The following is a 17,920-nucleotide window of genomic DNA, read 5'->3' on the forward strand; positions in this document are numbered from 1 at the left end:
CATATCATATTAAGGATAGGTTAACGTTCAATTAATATATTAATTGAACGTTCATTCAATATATTTGGTAAAATAAATTTGCAGAATCCAACCGCTTTTGATTAGTTTGCCCCATTAAATTAGCTGCACGATGGGACGTAAAAGCCTAAAAGAGACAAGGAGACAGGAAATTATAAAGGTATTTTACCAGGTGGCCAAAAAAGAGGGCTACGAAAATACCTCTATAGCCAAGATTGCAAAGGTAATGGATATTAACCCGAGCCTTATCATTCATTATTTTGACACCAAGGAAGGACTCACTTACGAATTGATCGACCACATACTTGACCGGTATTTACTGATCTATACCGTAAAGAATAAAGAAAAAGCATCCTTAAGCGATTTGCAAAGTACGATTGAAATGCTGTTTTCTAAAAAATGGAACCTGCTTTTTGATGACGGTTTATTTTATACTTTTTACGCTTTGGCGTTTAGGGAGAAAAAAATCAAGCAAAAGTATAAGCTAATTCTGGATTCGTTGCGCAAAGGACTTGCGTTGCTGATTGAACAGTGCAACGCGCAGTGCATTACAAATGTAAACGACCCAAAGGTTGCAGCCGATTTCATTTTTGTAATGGTTGACGGAGCTTACTTTTATCTTTCGTTGGAAAATGATAAAAAAGCTTATTCGGAGCGATTAGCCTATTATAAGCAGAAAGCTTATGATCTGCTTAGCATACCTCCGACTAAGGCGCTTTCTGATCACGTTTCCTAAGTTGGCGACCCAAAGCAAATAAGCCAATAGACATCCAGAGTACATTGGCAGCAGCATTGGGTAAATCGTGCGTATCTAAGGCGGTTACGGCTAAACACAAGCCGCCCAATATATTTAGGGCCTGAAAGGAGAACGAATCCGATCGGATTAATTTCATACTTAAAAAAAGGTATGCCAGCGTACAGAATACTACTCCAGACCATCCGATAATTGACATCATTAATTTCATTCTGTTGTATGGTTTGCTGGGTAAAGCTATGAAATAATGTGATTACCTTTAGATAATTACAGCAATAATCAGATATATCGGGTGGTAGCGCTGTAGCAAAAAATACGTTAGTATCGGGATGCTGGTTCTTTAATTTCAATAAAGAAAAAGGAGATTACCGTTGCAGTTTGCTTTGGTTTTCTCCTTTTTTTAAAGAATGAACATGTTAATCTTATCTGAAATATTGAGAAAGGTCGGTTACTTTACCGGAAAAGTAGGTACTTCTTGTATTCGCTAAAATATTTTTAGTATCGTTGATAACAAACAACCTCGACTTGCCGGCTTCAAAATTAATTTCCCCATAACGGCCCTGGTTGGGTTTAAAGGGATAAGCGGCTAATACAAAAGGCGCGCTGGTTGTGGTGTAGGGTACGTTATCGGTACCTTTTTCAACAATATCAAAACTATATATATAATTGGCATCTGGTAGTGGTGGAAGTTCTATCTGGCTAAAAGTACCATCTTTAAGCAAAGTAAGCCTAAGTTCGGGCTGTACCTTTGTTCCGGCGGAAGCATACGCTGCAGTAGATTGGGGTTTAAGCCTGGTGTAGAAAACGAGGTCTACATCAACATTTTTAAATTGTGGTGCAAATAAAGTCTCGAACTTTGCACTAACCATCATATTTGCAGGATTTACAGGAGGGTTAAGGCTTACATTATCAACAATTTTGATTCCATCGTAAAAGAAATTTATGCTTTGGCTATTGCTGGTTGCATCGATCGTTTTAGCAAGCAGAATATCGGTTTCGCCTTTTTTGCGTACCGTAATTTCTCTCTTTGTACCTTTATCAATCAGGATAGGGGAGGTGTTATTTATCGAACCGGTGCCGGATAAAAATACATTTCCATCTATTAAAAATTCGAGTTCACCGGCCAGTGCGTAGCCTTTGATGAGTAATGAAATGGAACTGTTGTATATTTTAGTGCCATCATAAAAAATACTGATGTACTGATCGAACGGTGCTGCCGTTATCGTTCTGGAGAGTAATATCTCCGTTGAACCTTTTTTTCTGATTTTCAAATCAGCGTGCTGATCTTTAACGGTAAGCAGGGTTTTTACGTTAATGCCCCCCGCAGGTGGTGCGGCAATTACGCTGTCTTTATACAGGTACTCCAGCTCAACACTACTTGCACCCGTAACATTCAACTGAATAATTTTAACCGGTTCGGGTTGGAGTAGTTCTGCCTTACGACAGGATAAACTTAATGTGGCGATGGCCGAAAGGAAAAAAAAGGCAAATATTTTAAGTTTCATATAAAGGTTAATTATCATTTAAAACAGCGTTATCCTGTTTTATTATAAGAGACTATGCCGAACAGCATAGCCTCTTTCTATTAAGAAAAAATTAAAATACAAGTTTTGACCAACCTGAAGCCCAGCTCGGAAGTGTAACTGAAGCAGGAGAACCCGGAGTGTTATACCATGGTTGCGCAACACCGAAAGTACTGGCGTTGGTTGCATTTACTACCAAAGTATTGCCACCACCATCAGCATAAGCACCAACGGCAGCTGTGATTGAATTGTTGAAACCATGAACAGAAGTAGAAGAAATATCTGAAAGACTTGCATTGGCATCAGTGTCGAAAGCGATACCGGTATTGTAACCAGAAACAATCACACTAATTAAGCTTACTTCAGAACCTCTGCGTTCGCGGATACCGTTACGGTAGCCTAAACCAGAAATACCGTTTTTATTTTCAGTTCCGAAAATGCTTACATTTTGTAAGGTTGGATGTGTTTTAGGGGTTAAGCTAAACGTACCATCTTCCGCAGGTGCATTGTTATCAGATTCGATACCGTTTGAATCGCTGTTGCCGCCACTCGTACTGTGTGTAGAATTTTTATCGGCAATGGCCACACAGTCGCTTAATATACCGGTAAAACCGTTATCGAAATCAAACTGGTCGTCATCAGAAGCCAGCGCAATTAAATTACTTGGACTAACTGTACCACCAAAAAACTCAAATCCGTCATCCAGACCATAAGAAACCTGTACATGATCGATCGTTGTGCCACTGCCCACGCCACCTAAAGTTAAACCGTTAACTTCGATGTTTGGAGCCAACTGGAAACCTGCATACTCAATACGCACATATTGTAAAGTACCTCGGTTATCTTCGTCATTTGTACCTCCGTAATGGAATTTAGGATTGTCAGCTAAACCTTCTATCAGTTTATCACCAACATTGATTCTGGCATTACCTAAAATAATGGCTCCGCCAAAGTCTCCTGGTTTACCAGTTGTACTGGCATCACCATCTAAAAGGTAACGGCTGGTGAATACAATTGGATTTTCTGCTGTACCTACTGCATTGATGTTACCATCTTTGGCAATAACCAATACACCATTTTGTACACCCGGTGTATTTACCGAAGCTTTGATATAAGTCCCTGGTTGGATGGTTAAAGTTGCACCATTTCTAACCGTTACTACACCGCTTAATTCGTAAACGTTTCCTGCGGTCCAGGTAACAGAGCTGGTAATGTCTCCGCTAACAGCCACAACCGGCAAGGATGATTGTGAATAATCTGCTGCTGAAGTGCTGCGGTTACCGAATGCATCAGCACCACCTTCGTTTTTTTTACAAGCTGTAAATGAAACAGCAACAATTGATAAAAGACCGATTAAATTTTTAAAATTTTTCATTGTCATTTTTTGTTTTTCATAGGATCTTATTGTTACGATCCATGTTTTTTAGGTTGATTTTTTTCAAGGTTATTTAGGTTTACAGACAAGTTATTTGTTGGTTTTTAAGGAAATAAAAGCCTGATATACCTAAATATGATGTTTTTTTATATCTTAGCTGTTCATATAGATTTAACTAAGTAAAGCTGTTAGCTACCCTGGGTTTTTAACAGTAGATTTAAAAATAGTTCAGGTTTTTCCTGATTGGCCGTTCCACTGCAAATGATCGGTTTAAACGAAGGGTTCTGATACAACCTTTCGTTTTTTTATGGCTATGCAGGAAATAAATTTCCTCCTTTCCTGTTAAATGGTTTAACCTTATAAAAACTGTTTTTCATGGTCGTTCTAAAAATTGTAGGTAATAGAGGTGCTGTAGGTGCGGCCAAATTTTTGCGAAAACATCACCTGGTCTCCATCATCCAGGTTGTTGGAAAAACCTGGTTTCAATCGCAACTTGTTGCTGTAGTCTGAACCCGGCTGGTAATCGGGGTTAGCTTCGTAACTTGCGGTATTTCTATAAATCAGCGAGACCCTGTTAAGTAAATTCCCGGCATTGACTTTTACTTCGAACCTGTTTTTATAAAACTTATAACTAATCTGTGCATCAATCTGGTCGCGCGGGTTTTCATATTCAATGTTATTCAGTTCCGGACTAACCAAAGTTGTTTTGCGCCCAGATTTATTATAGGCCAGGTTGAAGCCAAAATGCTCGTCCAGATACTGTAAACCGGCATTGATCAGGTAAGGTGCCTGCCCATACATATTTCTTTTGGCTTTGGCACTTACTATAACACTTTCGCCATTGGTACCGGTAGTTTTGTAGGTCCCAACCACATTGGCTGTTTGTAAGGTAAGGTTCCCATAAAGCGTTATTCGTGATAACAGCGTACTGCTTTTGATGAAACCCAGGTTTTTCCTTAACTCCAGTTCCAATCCATAAACTTTGGCTTGATCAGAATTTTTGATATAATAAAAACCGCCTCCGTTTGATATGCTGTAAACCACTTCTACGGGTTGATCGAATTTTTTATAAAAGGCACTAGCCGAGATGATTTCGCCCAAGCCGGGGAACCATTCAAATTTAAGATCGTAATTTTTAATTTGGGTACTGGCTAAACCCTCGTTCCCAAACTGGGCATCAAACATAGGGTCGTATCTAAAGAACTGACTGTTATCCATTAGTTCGGGCCTTACTACAGCATTTGAAAAAGCGGCCCTGATGTTAATCTCTTTTGTAGGGCTATAGGTAAGATTAGCCGAAGGTAACCAACGCCATTTTTTCTCAGATGGAAGTGCGAAACCACTCACACCCCTAACATTGAGGTCGTTGCGGAGTTCGGTATATTTGAAGTACTCTGCTCTTAGGCCCCATACCAAACGTAATTTTTCAGCAAGACGGTTATCAAGCATCATATACGCCGCCTGGGTGGTACTTTTACCTTTATAGCCGTTTAAAAAGTATGGGTTAATAAAATAATTGTAGCCATTATTGCCAATTTTGGCAGGATCAATCATTTGGGCGATAGAGATGAATTTCAGGCTATCGGGTATCGATGCATTACGGACCAGTGATGCGATTTCCCAGTTTAAGGAACCTTCTTTGTGTATACCAAAATACCCCGTTTTTACCGTGTTATTTAGTGAGCCAATTTTGAAAGGCATACTTGCATCGCCACCCCAGGCAAGATGGTGTTCATTATTGCTGTAGTTATGTCTTGAGGTAGGTTTGATATAACCTTCCCTTTGGCCACTTGCCTGATAAAAATATTCATAATCATTACCAAATTGCTGCAAGTTTTGGGTGCTAATACCCAAATCCTTCTCTTTACGGTCTATTGATGTACGCGATAAATTCCATTCCAGCTTTACTTTGCCTGCCTGGTGCTGGCCATTGAGTTTATTCTGTAACAGGTCGGTGTACGTAGGATCGTCAGCCTCAACAATAGCATTTGGTTTTCGGCCATTGGCAAAGAATTCAGATCCATTATCAGCATCATAACCAATGGTTCTAAACAGGTCGTTATTGTAAATGTGTGTATAGGTGTTGCGGAAACTAAATCTGTTTTTCTCAAGCTGTAAACCCACATTTAACATGGCTGCTAAAGTGGTATTGAACATATATTTCGCACCGGTATTTGGCGTATTGATATTCCATTCGCCTCTTGTTTGCTGTTCAATGGTATTGATATTCTGGTTGTTGCGGTAGCTTAATGATGTTGTAAAACCCAGTTTTTTATTATTTGTAGTATCAATGCCTATGGTTCTGCCTATGGTAAACTGATAATTTTGAGATGGTGCCGTTTTGTACCTGTACATCGTGAAATTATCATTGACGAATTTCTGGCTTTGGACAATCAGCTTTTGCTGGTACTGCTCGTCTGTAAGGGTATTGTTGGGTGCCGTTGTACGTTCAGTATGTTCTAAACCGACCGGAAAATTTCTTCTTCCATCATCAAACCCAAAATAATCGTATTTACCTCGCTTATGACTTAAAAAATCTTTTCCTGTGCTTTGGTCATTATACGAAGTACCTGCTGTAAAAGACATAAAGTTCTCGGTAGGGATATCTTTGGTATTGATCTGTATTAACCCACCCCCGAAACTGCTGTTCATATCAGGCGTAACGGTTTTACTCACCACAACGTTATCAACCAGGTTCGAGGGAATTAAATCGAAAGAGAAGTTACGGGTTTGTGCCTCTGTACTGGGTAGGGTAATCCCATCCAGCTGTGCAGTGTTATAACGTTCACCTATGCCGCGTACCAGTACCATTTTATTATCTACCGAATTTACCCCGCTAATGCGTTTCAAACTTTCACCAATGTTTTTATCCGGTGTTCTGGAAATCTGTTCGGCACTAATTCCATTGCTCATTTCAGCAGCATTTTTCTGATGGGTCAGTAAGCCTTCAACGGAAGCTTTTTTATAGCTGGCGGTTATCACCACATCTTGCAAACCTTTTGCATCGGGTTTTAGTGCAATGTTAAGCGGTGTGCTTTTATCTGCCCTGACTTCTACATCACTTATTCGTTGTGTAATGAAAGATATATAACTAATTTCTACTGTATATTTTCCGGGTTCGGCAGTTAATGTGTAACTACCATCGCTGGCCGTTTGTGTAGCTTTGCCCGTTTCGTTAATTTTAACGGATGCACCGGGCAGGGTTTCACCTTTTTCGTCAAAAACCTTTCCTGATATGTTTCCTGGTTTTACCAGATCCGGAAGTTTATAGAGCAATATGGTATTGGCATCAGCAAACCTGTAGGCTACTCTGGTTCCTGAAAGTATTTTTTTTAAGATCAGCTCAATGGCCATGTTTTTTACTTCGAGGCTTACTTTCCCGTTTTTGCTGAAAATCGATTTATTATAATTGATTGATAAACCTGCTTTTTCTTCAAGCAATGAAAGCGCATCAGGAATGCCCATTTCAACTATCTTAATGCTCAGCATGCCTTCTTTTGGCGTTTGTACAAAGCTGTTTGCCACTGCCTCGTTAAATAAAAAAGTAGATAGTATGATGAAGGTTACCAAAGGGCGGTAATCTAAATTGATAATATATTCTTTTATATATTCATAAATTCCTATTTTCATAGGTTCAAGATGTTTTTTAATTTTCACGGGTTAAAAACTTTTGTTTTAGGCGCTGGATTGTTCGAGCAATCCGGCCCCTTGTTGATGTAAAGAGGTTTTATCTGTTTTTTGTAGGTATAAATCTGGTTTGTTGCAGCTTTTGCCGCGCTATAGCATTTTGCTAACTCATCATTGACAGCCCTCCCCCCATACGGTTATTATTTTGTTTGCATTGTCTATTTTATATCTCATTTTTTTGCCGCTCATGATCCGGATTTCTTCCATTATATCGCTGATGCTCTTGTTAGTAAATGTGGCATTGTACCTGCAATCGTTTAATTTATTGGTTTTCATTTCGAAACGGACATTGTAATATCTTTCCAGTGACTGGAACATATTAGCCAGGCTTACATCTTTAAAGGCAAAGCTGTTCTTAATCCATGCATTTATTTCGCTGATACGTTCGTTACGGATATCATAGTGATGTGCTTTCAAATGATATGATAATTTCATTCCGGGAGTAAGTAGCGAAAGATGTCTTAATTTTCCGGTACTGTTCTCCGAAACGCCTACTTTACCGGTACGAACAGCGACGCTGAAAGTTTCATCTTCAGGATAAGCATAAATGTTGAATGAAGTACCCAAAACCCTGGTCTGCATCTCTCCGCTCTGTACGATAAACGGGCTGGTGGTATCATGTTTTACTTCAAAAAAAGCTTCTCCTTCCAGCTGGATATTTCTTAAATTACCTTTTACGAACCGGGATGGCCAGGTTAGCCTGCTTTCGGCACCAAGGTATACAACAGAACTATCAGGTAAAATCAACTTTAGTCTTTCGCCCTTTTGAGTGGTTTTACTTAAAAAGGTGATCGATGTTTGTGTAGCTTGTTGTACATTCAGGTAAAGATACCAGCCAAGCGATGCAGAAATAATGACGATAACTGCCGCAGCATATTTTAATAGTGGCGAGAATAATCTGCTTTTAGGTTGGCGTTTTTCTACTTTGTCCCATATTTCTGCAAGTCCGTTAACAGCGGTTAAAGAGTAATCGGTTTCTGTTGTTTTCGCTGTCCACGCGCTTTCCATTACACCATAAAATTCACTATCGGCGTTCGCTGGGTCAGCAAGGTACTCCATTAAAATTTTTTCTTGCTCTGGAGTGGTTTTACCTGCTAAGTAATATTCAAATAGTATTTTAATATTTTCTTTCACTTTAATATTTGTAAGCTTTAGCGCTGCGCACTAATGTATATATGCACGAGCGTGGTGATATAGCTATCTGAAAATGAAATTTATTTTAAAAAGCGATTAGGGGCAGTTACGGGGCAGTTTTATTTGCTTGTTATCCTGAGAAATAATTTTAGAATTTAACTAAAAGTAAATCTACTCGACGGATTTATGCAGGTATTCATCGCGGCTCTTGCCTGAAAATGATGATAACGCTTAAAGCTTATATGCGCTTATATAGTAGCAAGATATATTAACCATGAGCTGCTTGTATAAACATTATTATAAGAAGGCTTTTTTCTTGTCACCATCGCATTTTTTTTGCTCGTCAACGGTGACCTAACGAGAGGCATCCTCGCTAAAGAAAATTAAGATGGGAGAATGTAAATGAATTTGGTAATGGTCAATTGGCAGAGTATATTCAGAAACCATGCAGGTAGCCATAAGTACTTCCTATGGGCAACCTTAACAAAAGATCACTATAGCCAATGATAATATCGTTTCCGGGGAATAGGTGCTGAAGTATTTCCGCAAAGTCCCAAGTGATTTTTTGAGGTGGTTGTTTACCGTGTTTTTAGAGATGCCCATCAGTTGCGAAATTTCTTCGTGGGTATGGTGGTCGTTACGACTCAATAAATATATTTTTTTAACCTGCGGAGAAAGACTTTCTATCACTTTATTTACAATTTGTTTCGTTTCTTTGGCATTGAGTTCCTCTTCTATGGTATTGAAAGATGGCTCGCATTTAAGGTTTTCGTTGCTATAAGCCTTCTCTCTGGCTTTTTTACGAAGTATAGAAAGAAAATTATTACGGATAAGGGTATAAAGAAATGCCTCAAAATTCTTTTGTGTATCAATTTTTGACCGGTTTTCCCAAAGCCTTACAAAAACATCCTGGGTAAGTTCTTCGGCTTCTTCACTGTTACGGCTAAAATGGTAGGCATAACCATATATTTTTTTTCGATACTGGTGGTAAATTTCATTGAAAGCGGCAGAATCGCCAGCTTTTACTGCATTGAGGAGTTTTGCATTTTTAAAATCTTCCAACTGTTCCATAAGTAGCGTTTATGTAGGCAAGTTAGTAGTTGCGTATAAAGTTAATGTTAACGCAATGAAAACCTTTTCTATCACCTTAACTGATGGCTGATGACTATGCTTTGCTGTGCAGACACCGTCCTCGAATCCATTAATACACGATCAGGCTGAAAGCTGTTAGTCAATACATTATTTATTACAGTAGAAGTTTTGATAGCCTTGCCGGTTATGGCAGCAATTGCTGCTCTCACCATTGGATCTGCAGTATCGCCAGGTTGAAGCAAAGGCAGATTATCCATTTCATTAACCTTGATATCGGGGGTAATGCCTGTGCTGTAACCGCCAATGCCCTGTGCGTTAAAAAGTTTATAAACAATCGGGTGTATTTCCCAATACACCTGTTTAGGGCTTCGGGCATCAAAGATCCTAAATGACGCTTCATCTTTTCCCCTTGTTTTTTCGCCGATCAGTATCACCTGAATAAAAGGTTTAAGATTATTAATCATGACTTCTGAAGCAGATGCGGTGGCTGCTGTTGATAGGATATAAACCCGGCTTAAGCCAAGGTTTTGCTGCAAGATGGCGTTAAAATTTAAAGTGCCATCGAATGTAGCTGCAGTACCGATTGATTCGGTCTTGGTGCCTCCGTTTTTATTGCCTTTGTAGATAATAAAGGGTTTATTGAAAGATACATTTTTAGCAATCATAGCGCATAAGCCGGCTGCTTCTGCTACCTGGCCACCTGCGTTATAACGGAGGTCGAGAATGAGCTCGGCGATGTTTTCTGATTTAAAATTACTGAAGGCAGCAGTAAGCGAACTGGCCAAACCACCATTAAAATCCAGAAAATACAGGTAACCGATTTTTTTTTCATCACTTTCTATCACCTTGCTGATCTCACGCTGATCGAGTATGATACTTTTATTTAGCTGAACAGTACGGGTGTCTGTCCAGATATTGTTTTTCAGTTCAGCTAAACCCAAAGAAAAGTGATCGCTATTTAATATTTCAGTTTGCAAAACCTGCGCATTATCAACCGTTATTGTTTTGCCGTTAATTTTACTGATATAATCTCCACGTTTTAAACCGGCCCTCGAAGCCGGAGAGTCGTTTAGTACCACTTTAATAATTCCGATAGCTTTTGAACTGTTTTGGTCACTCACCACGGTATAATCAAAACCAAAATTTCTATTGCCTGGTATTGCAGTGGCAGGGTCATTAGGGATAGTGATGTATGAAAAACGATCCGACGAGTTGCGGATGGAATTAAAAAAATCTTTTGGTGCCAAACTGAGATTCGGATTGGCAGGCAATTGGTCATTCCAATAATAATATCGTTTAAGGCTATCAAGTATCCAGGTGTTGATATGCTCGTTGCTTCCTATTGGATAATCAGGTTTTTGACTGCTTTTTTTGCAGCCCGACAGGATAGTTAAAAATAGAATAACTATATAAATAAACTGATAAGTTGTTTTATTTAAGTTTGTTATGGACGTGGTCATTGCCTTTCCTGGTTTTAGAACAAACTTAAAATTACTATTGTTAACCCGGCATTAATTTTCAAGTTAGCATAATCTACCAAATATAGGCCTGGAAAGAATGGTTCCCGGTGTTAAATTATCATTACAGACTTATTTAATGTTAACGTAACAATAATTAAACATTCGCGTTTTATTGCATTAACTTTGCGTTGTGAATTTTCCGCTTTATATCTACAACGAATTACTAATCCGTTTATCTGAAATCGACTCCGGAATCGGCGATTACGTATCTTCAAATGCTAATGATGAAAATTGCGTATTGCGTACTACAAATGGTATTATAACGGTTCCAATCAGCCTCCTAAGACGACAGTCTGCAGATCCCAATCTGATTAACCTTGACGAATTAATTGCGTTAAGTAAAAATTTCAGGCCCGGCTATGCCTAATTCGATAGGAGGGTGGACTGATTTAAAATAAAACATGATCTTTTGCTTAAATAAATCATTAAGGTTTAATAAAGAGGTATTAGATCGTTTTTGGAAAATCGCAGGCATCTTTTATTTTATCGCACCAAATGCCGCAAAACAGGCGTTCTTGTGGAGGATTTCGGTCATGCTAAACCCGACTTTTTTTAGCAAAGCCAGCTGATAATTAACCGAACGCGGGGTATCTTCATATTCAATATAATCTAATACTTTTTGTTTGTATGCTTCACCGCCAAGTGTTTTCAGGTATGCTCCGTATTGATCCTGAAAAAGTTTGTCAACTAAAACTGAATCGTGCGTAATGAGATCTGAAATCCAGATACTGCCACCGGGTTTTAAAGCCTGGTAAATCTTAGTGAAAACAAGTTCCCAATCGGCATCGGCACGTAAATGATGAAATGTAGCTGCGGCCAGTACAATATCGAAACGGTTGTCGGGCAAATCCAGGTTTCGCATATCATCCTGTATCAGCGTTATTTTTCCCGTGGTTTGCGCCGATATCCGATCTTTTGCACGTGTTAACATAGGTAGGCTCAAATCGTTTAAGGTACAGTTTAGGTTTGGGATTTTACTGAGCATTTTCAATGTATAATTACCAGCACCACAGCCAATATCCAACAGTTCTGTAGCGGTTGAATTAATGTATTTGGCGGCTTCGGTGCAAAGTTCCATGGTAAGTGGGGCATCAATAGTGGTTTGCTGACCGCTTTCTAAATTAGAGAAACGTTCTACATCGCTGTCGAACCTTGTTTTTATCTCATCGTTTGTTGCTTTATGCGAATAATCTTTATTCATTGCTTTTAGTTTTTTGTAAAGTTACCGCAGTTGATCATATTTGTAAAATACCAATTTTAGCATAAATTAATACCTGATAAGTATTGTAGAAATGGAGCTCAGACATTTGTCATATTTTAAAGCTGTTGCAGAAGAACTGCACTTTACCAAGGCAGCAACGAAACTCTTTATTTCGCAGCCTCCTTTAAGCAGGCAGATTAAAGAATTGGAAGAAGAACTCGGCGTAAAGTTGTTTATCCGGAATAATAAGCGGGTTGTGTTAACAGATGCCGGTAAATATTTTAAGAATGAAGTAGGTAACCTGTTTACCAGGCTTGAAGAAAGTAAAGAAGTGGTGCGTAAAATCCATGAAGGTGTTAGCGGCGAATTTAAGATCGGTTACATCAGTTCAGTTTATCAATCGCAGCTTGCCGAAATTTTAAAGTTGATGCATCAGGAATTTCCCTACTTGAAAACGAGTTTGTTTGAAGTACCTACACTGGCGCAGATTAAAGCGCTGGAACATGGTGACTTAGATGTTGGGATTTTGAGAGCTCCTGTTTTGTCTGAAAAATTGAAAGTAGAATCTTTGTTTTTTGATCCTTTTGTGGTGGTTACCCCTTTAGGAACACATAAAATAGGCAATGAACATGAACTCGCAGATTTTTTAAGGAAGAGTCCGTTTATTTTCTTTAATAAAACATTTGCGCCGCAGTATAACCAGAAACTTGTGGAAATTTGCCAGAGATTGGGCTTTAGTCCGGATATAACCCACGAGGCTAACAATGTACACTCTATACTACAATTGGTAGAGGCGGGTCTGGGTGTATCTATTTTGCCACTGTCGTTAAAAAAACAATACGGACAATTGAACGTATCTTTTATTGAAATCAGCGATATTCCCATTAATACAGAGGTAGTACTGGCTTATAAAGAATCAAATAAATACGAGGCATTGAATTGGTTTATTAAACATTATACACGATTGAAAATATAAAAAGGCTGTATCAGAAGTAAAATCTAACATTTAAACCCGAAATTTATTTTGTTTTTCGTCATTCCCGCGCAGGCGGGAATCTTAAGGCGCTTTGCAATAGCATTAAGATTCCCAATTAATTGGGATTGAAGACCTTTCAAAATATTATTCTGCTAAAAATCTAAAAAATCATTTCTGATACAGCCTCTGTACGCAGCTAGAAAGATGTTAATTGCTAAAAATCCTTAATCTTAATGTGAAGGCTGACCAATCATTTCAATGAGTTTATGCTCAAGTCCTTTTCCAACTAAAGTTTTGCCTACAATTTTTCCATTGGGATCAATCAGGAAATTCTGCGGTATGGCGCTAACGCCGTACAATTTTGCTGCGGTACTATCCCATGCCTTAAGATCAGATAGTTGCAGCCATGGTAAACCATCGTTCTTTATCGCAGCCAGCCATAGATTTTTTGCTTCGGGTTTATCGAGCGATACACCAACTACGGTAAAGTTTTGATCTTTGAATTTGTTATAAATCCTGAGCAGGTTTGGATTTTCTGCCCTGCAAGGGCCACACCATGACGCCCAGAAGTCTAATAAAACGTATTTGCCTTTAAAAGAAGAAAGTTTTACCAATTTTCCTTCTGTATCAGCCAACTCAAAATCAGGTGCCGTTTGTCCAATGGCTGAAGCTTTCATCTGAAACAAGGTTTTAGCAAAGTTTATACCTTTAGTACTTTTCTTAATCCTGTCAGAAAAACCATCAAATAAAGATTTTACTTCAGTGTATTCACCGTCATAAGCTAATTTCGACATCAGGTTGAGCGCAAGATTAGAATCAGGGTGGGTTCTTACGAATTTTGCATAAGCTTCGTTTGTTAGTTTGCTATATCTTTTTTTGAATTCTTCCAGCTTATCTTCAAAATCAGGCGTGTTTTGCTGATTTGATTTTCCTTCCATGAAAGCCTTATCTCCCGGAGACATCTTTGCCAGCGATTCGTCTACAAGATTGTTAAATTCGGTATAATCATTGTTCATAGGTGTACCGGTTACTTCTAATCCGTCAAAAGAACTTCCGCCTTTAATAGCGACCATTATTTTACCAGGTTCTAAAATTACGGTACCGCGCTCCAGGCTTTTATCTCTACCGACACCTTTTGTGTCAAAACTCAGTTCGGCTGAAACTGGCGAAGAAGTCGCTGTGCCGGTGAATTTAAATGCTCCGTTTTTCAATACAACCGAATCGGTAATATCTTTGCCATTTAAAGTATATTCTAGATAGGCCTTTACCGGTGCATTAAATTCACCATATTTTCCTGTGATGGTAAAAGTATTTTTTCCGCCCTGTGCAAAAGCACTCAATTGTAGTATGGATAAGGCGATGATCATTAATCGTTTCATATTTTTATTGTATCGTTCTGGATATTAATTGATGTTAATGGTAAAATCGACTTCATCCGGCGGAAGGCACATCTTGTCGTTACAAACCATAAATTTTACTTTTCCTTTAACAGTTGCTGTTTTGCCTTTTAGCTTTACTTTTTGCTGAAAGATGACTGAATTTTCGAAAAATCCGACTTCCATCATAAAAGTGGGCTCTAAACGCACAATGGCCTGAGGTTCTTTTGTATAACCTGAGACGGTATAGCCATCTGATTTTTCAAATGTAAATTTTGTCGGTTGCGGACCACCTTTTTCTACATACTGTGAGTATAAGTGCCAGCCTTTTTCTAAGGTGGCTTTTACATATACAACCGCTTCATTTTTACCGGTTTTTTTGGCCGCATAACTCCATTTGATGGGGTGGTAGATTTGCCCGAATCCTTTTATTGTGAAAAACGAGCAGAGTAACAGCAGAATGATATTTTTTTTCATATTGATATTAATTATTGTCGGCAGCATGCTTTTTAGTGATTTCTACCATTGCTTTTAATTCATAATATTCCCGATCTGTTGAGCCAGCGTAACCAATTCCTTCCATTCTTATTATTCCTTTAGGATCGATGATAAACTTATGCGGTGTGCCTTTAGCACCAATTGCTTTATAGAATTCCATATCGGGATCTCTCAATACATCTAAAGTCAGTTTGGATTTGTCGACATATTTTTGCTGGGTTTCTTTGTCCTCAGCTATTCCGGCTACAAATAGTTGAAATGGTTCATTTTTATAGTCTGCAACTATTCTTTCGAAAGCAGGAAAGCAGGCTTTACAGGGCGTACACGTGGTGCTCCAAAAATCAACTACCATGATTTTTCCTTTGTAATCAGATACTTTAAATTCCTGACCATTTAATTTGGTAATGGCAATGGTTGGCGCAGGTTTGCCGATTGGATCCCATTTGCTTTCAAGCGCCTTATAATAGTGCTGGTACGCCTCATCCTGCAATGAAGTGACATATTTTATAGCATTATCTTCTCCATTTATTTTAGCATAGATGGTTTTAAGCGTAGATAAAAGTTTGGGATTAGATTCTGCTTCTTTAACGGAAACGGTTAATGTATCAATTGCCTTTTGCGTTTGGCCATTTGCATCTAAAATGAATGCATAACGACTGATGAAATTTGGCTTCGAATCTTTAAAGTAATTCATGTTCCTCATTTTAGCATCTTTAAGTGCTTCGTTGATTTTTGCTAATGCAGAACTTTTATCGCCATTGATACAATCTACCGTAGCTGAAATTTCCAGTAAAAGTTCGTGTGCATGTTCAAAATCATCTTTGCGTAATCCGTTTTCAATATCTTTAATATATTGTTTGGAAATTACATCAACCCATTCCATGTGTTTTTGCTCATCTAACCACTTTTCAAGAATGTTAGTTAGTTCAAATAACGATAAACCATCTTTAACTGACTTGTCATAATATTTGAACTTTTCTAAATTTTCGTCATGAAGCCAGTTAATGGCTATTGCACCTTTAATACGGTCGTAAATTTTTCTGTTTTTCTCTGTTTCAGGTATTTTCTTTATTAAGTCCTTATAAAATTTTTCCTGATCCTGTACTTTGCCAATAAGCGTAAATTCTTCATATTTTTCAGCCAAAGGATTAGGCTGTTGTGCTTTAGCTCCATTGCTGATAATCAGCATCATGCTTAAAGCGGTAAAGCAGTTTATTAATTTGTTGATTTTCATAACTGTTATTTAATTGATGTGTAATATTGGGCAGCCTAAGGGCCGCCCAGGTGGAATAATTTATTGATTATCTGCTAATCCCTGATTTTGATTGACCATAAGTTCCCCGAATTTCATCGCATAGCGTTTTGGGGTCAGCGTATAAGTTTTTAAAATGCTGCCATCTGCATCCAACAGATAGTGGTTAGGATTGATGTGATCCTTATAAATCGGATCAACTGAAAGACGACGCATATCTAACCAACGCAAACCCGAAAGCGCAAATTCCCTGATGCGTTCGTCGAGAATAAATCTAACCATAGCTTGCTGGTTGGAAGCTACGTTTGCCGGCACGCTCGCAGCTGCAGCAGTCATTCTTTTCAACCGCAAGGCCTCAACATCTGCCTTTGCGCCGCTCAGGTCATTTTCCCGAGCCTTTATTTCTGCACGCATTAAATACATTTCGGGTAGCGACGGTCCGATATCCAGAAAGAAATTCGGATAACGACGTACTTTTTTGGGGTAAATCAGGTCGCCAAACATCTCCGTGTCTGAATAAAGCAGTAATCTTTTATCATCATCACCGTAAAGGGTAGCCACCTGAGGCGTGAAAACCGGGCAATCAGCAAAATTGAAATTCCAGACTGTGGTAGAAATATTATAAATGACCTGGCTGTTGTTTGCTGCAAGAGGCAGATTGCTTAACGCACCCAGGAAGTTGAGCGGAAACCAGGAACCGGCTGCATTTTCATCCAAAACAGTATTGTAGTCGTAAAGTGAGAGCGGTATGGTTGATTTAGACAATTCTGTGAATGCGCCATCAATATGCGTTTTAGCGGAAGAAAAATCAAGCATATTCATATATACTCTGGTGAGAAAGAATTCGGCAGCCATTTTAGATAACCTTCTGCGATGCACAACTGGTCCGAGGCCTGGAAAGGCTTCTGTTAAATCTTTTATGATTGCAGTATAACATTCTTTTACCGTTGCCCTGGTAAAGGATGTTTGGGTAACATCGGCTGCGGTAATAAGCGGAATCCCCAAATCAGTTGCAGCCGATGCAGGGTTGTAAGGGAGTGAAAAATCATTTAAAAAGGCCAGATTGCAAATGGCCCTTCCGACTTTCGCTTCAGCCAATAACTGCTTTTTCTGCTGATCTGTTCCTTGCGTAGATGTTGTCACCTCATTGATAATCTTGTTGAAAAGGTATAGTCTTTGGATGTAACCCGTAGCTGCGGTAATTTCCTGAGGGAGTTCGTTTTGCTCGTAAACCCTGTCTTCATACCTAAACAAGCGTTGAACCCTTAAGGGTACTCCATCCAAATAGCTATTTTGCAATGCAATATCGTCTCCAAGATATATGGAAGCGGAAACGGTATTTTGCAAATACAAACCATTCAGGATCTGTTCATAATCATTTGTTGTTTTTGCTATCAGTGATCCTTTAGGCTGTATTTCCAAAAAGTCTTTTTTGCAGGAGCCCGATAAAAGTACTATACAGGCCACCAATGGCGTTAAAAAGTATTTCGTTGTGAGTTTCATAACTGTTAATT

The 17,920-nt window shown here is 38.7% G+C and carries 15 protein-coding genes; 3 read left to right on the forward strand and 12 right to left on the reverse strand.

The window, feature by feature from the left end; translation table 11 throughout:
- Positions 1-130 precede the first annotated feature (130 nt).
- Positions 131-754, forward strand: coding sequence for a TetR family transcriptional regulator (locus ACFE6N_RS03870; protein ID WP_378934018.1), 624 nt, complete (start codon positions 131-133; stop codon positions 752-754).
- Here the strand turns inward: ACFE6N_RS03870 and ACFE6N_RS03875 are convergent.
- The 7 genes from ACFE6N_RS03875 to ACFE6N_RS03905 form a co-directional block, all read right to left on the reverse strand.
- Complete coding sequence (locus ACFE6N_RS03875) at positions 726-983, reverse strand: CBU_0592 family membrane protein (protein ID WP_378934020.1); 258 nt, start codon at positions 981-983, stop codon at positions 726-728. The two genes, ACFE6N_RS03870 and ACFE6N_RS03875, sit on opposite strands and share 29 nt — an antisense overlap.
- 211 nt (positions 984-1,194) lie before the next feature.
- Entirely contained in the window at positions 1,195-2,277 is a 1,083-nt protein-coding gene (locus tag ACFE6N_RS03880; RefSeq protein WP_378934022.1) for a hypothetical protein, read from the reverse strand.
- 91 nt (positions 2,278-2,368) lie between these two features.
- Positions 2,369-3,670: a hypothetical protein gene (locus ACFE6N_RS03885; RefSeq protein WP_378934024.1), complete on the reverse strand. Its 1,302-nt coding sequence runs from the start codon at positions 3,668-3,670 to the stop codon at positions 2,369-2,371.
- A gap of 384 nt (positions 3,671-4,054) precedes the next feature.
- The gene (locus tag ACFE6N_RS03890; protein ID WP_378934026.1) at positions 4,055-7,300 is read right to left on the reverse strand and encodes a TonB-dependent receptor domain-containing protein; all 3,246 of its coding nucleotides are present in this window, start codon (positions 7,298-7,300) and stop codon (positions 4,055-4,057) included.
- A gap of 168 nt (positions 7,301-7,468) precedes the next feature.
- Entirely contained in the window at positions 7,469-8,491 is a 1,023-nt protein-coding gene (locus ACFE6N_RS03895; protein WP_378934028.1) for a FecR family protein, read from the reverse strand.
- Positions 8,492-8,971: 480 nt separating this feature from the next.
- Entirely contained in the window at positions 8,972-9,562 is a 591-nt protein-coding gene (locus ACFE6N_RS03900; protein WP_378934030.1) for an RNA polymerase sigma factor, read from the reverse strand.
- Positions 9,563-9,633: 71 nt separating this feature from the next.
- The gene (locus ACFE6N_RS03905; protein ID WP_378934032.1) at positions 9,634-11,043 is read right to left on the reverse strand and encodes a S41 family peptidase; all 1,410 of its coding nucleotides are present in this window, start codon (positions 11,041-11,043) and stop codon (positions 9,634-9,636) included.
- Positions 11,044-11,233: 190 nt separating this feature from the next.
- Here ACFE6N_RS03905 and ACFE6N_RS03910 point away from each other — a divergent pair, with 190 nt between their 5' ends.
- Entirely contained in the window at positions 11,234-11,470 is a 237-nt protein-coding gene (locus ACFE6N_RS03910) for a hypothetical protein (protein ID WP_378934034.1), read from the forward strand.
- Positions 11,471-11,581: 111 nt separating this feature from the next.
- Here ACFE6N_RS03910 and ACFE6N_RS03915 read toward each other — a convergent pair whose 3' ends face one another.
- Positions 11,582-12,304: a class I SAM-dependent methyltransferase gene (locus tag ACFE6N_RS03915; protein WP_378934036.1), complete on the reverse strand. Its 723-nt coding sequence runs from the start codon at positions 12,302-12,304 to the stop codon at positions 11,582-11,584.
- 91 nt (positions 12,305-12,395) lie between these two features.
- Here ACFE6N_RS03915 and ACFE6N_RS03920 point away from each other — a divergent pair, with 91 nt between their 5' ends.
- A complete protein-coding gene (locus tag ACFE6N_RS03920) occupies positions 12,396-13,280 on the forward strand; it encodes a LysR family transcriptional regulator (RefSeq protein WP_378934038.1) in 885 nt (294 codons plus the stop codon).
- Positions 13,281-13,510: 230 nt separating this feature from the next.
- Here ACFE6N_RS03920 and ACFE6N_RS03925 read toward each other — a convergent pair whose 3' ends face one another.
- From ACFE6N_RS03925 to ACFE6N_RS03940, 4 genes are read right to left on the reverse strand one after another with little or no spacing between them, the layout of a single operon-like run.
- Positions 13,511-14,659 (reverse strand): redoxin domain-containing protein, encoded by a 1,149-nt coding sequence (locus ACFE6N_RS03925; protein ID WP_378934040.1) that lies wholly within the window; start codon positions 14,657-14,659, stop codon positions 13,511-13,513.
- A 24-nt stretch (positions 14,660-14,683) separates the two neighbouring features.
- On the reverse strand, positions 14,684-15,133 hold the full coding sequence (locus tag ACFE6N_RS03930) for a protein-disulfide reductase DsbD domain-containing protein (RefSeq protein ID WP_378934042.1): 450 nt from the start codon (positions 15,131-15,133) through the stop codon (positions 14,684-14,686).
- A gap of 7 nt (positions 15,134-15,140) precedes the next feature.
- Entirely contained in the window at positions 15,141-16,388 is a 1,248-nt protein-coding gene (locus ACFE6N_RS03935; RefSeq protein ID WP_378934044.1) for a TlpA family protein disulfide reductase, read from the reverse strand.
- A gap of 60 nt (positions 16,389-16,448) precedes the next feature.
- Positions 16,449-17,909 (reverse strand): RagB/SusD family nutrient uptake outer membrane protein, encoded by a 1,461-nt coding sequence (locus tag ACFE6N_RS03940; protein ID WP_378934046.1) that lies wholly within the window; start codon positions 17,907-17,909, stop codon positions 16,449-16,451.
- Between the last annotated feature and the right edge of the window lie 11 nt (positions 17,910-17,920).

The sequence above is a fragment of the Pedobacter sp. BG31 genome (assembly GCF_042464845.1).
GTDB lineage: Bacteria > Bacteroidota > Bacteroidia > Sphingobacteriales > Sphingobacteriaceae > Pedobacter > Pedobacter suwonensis.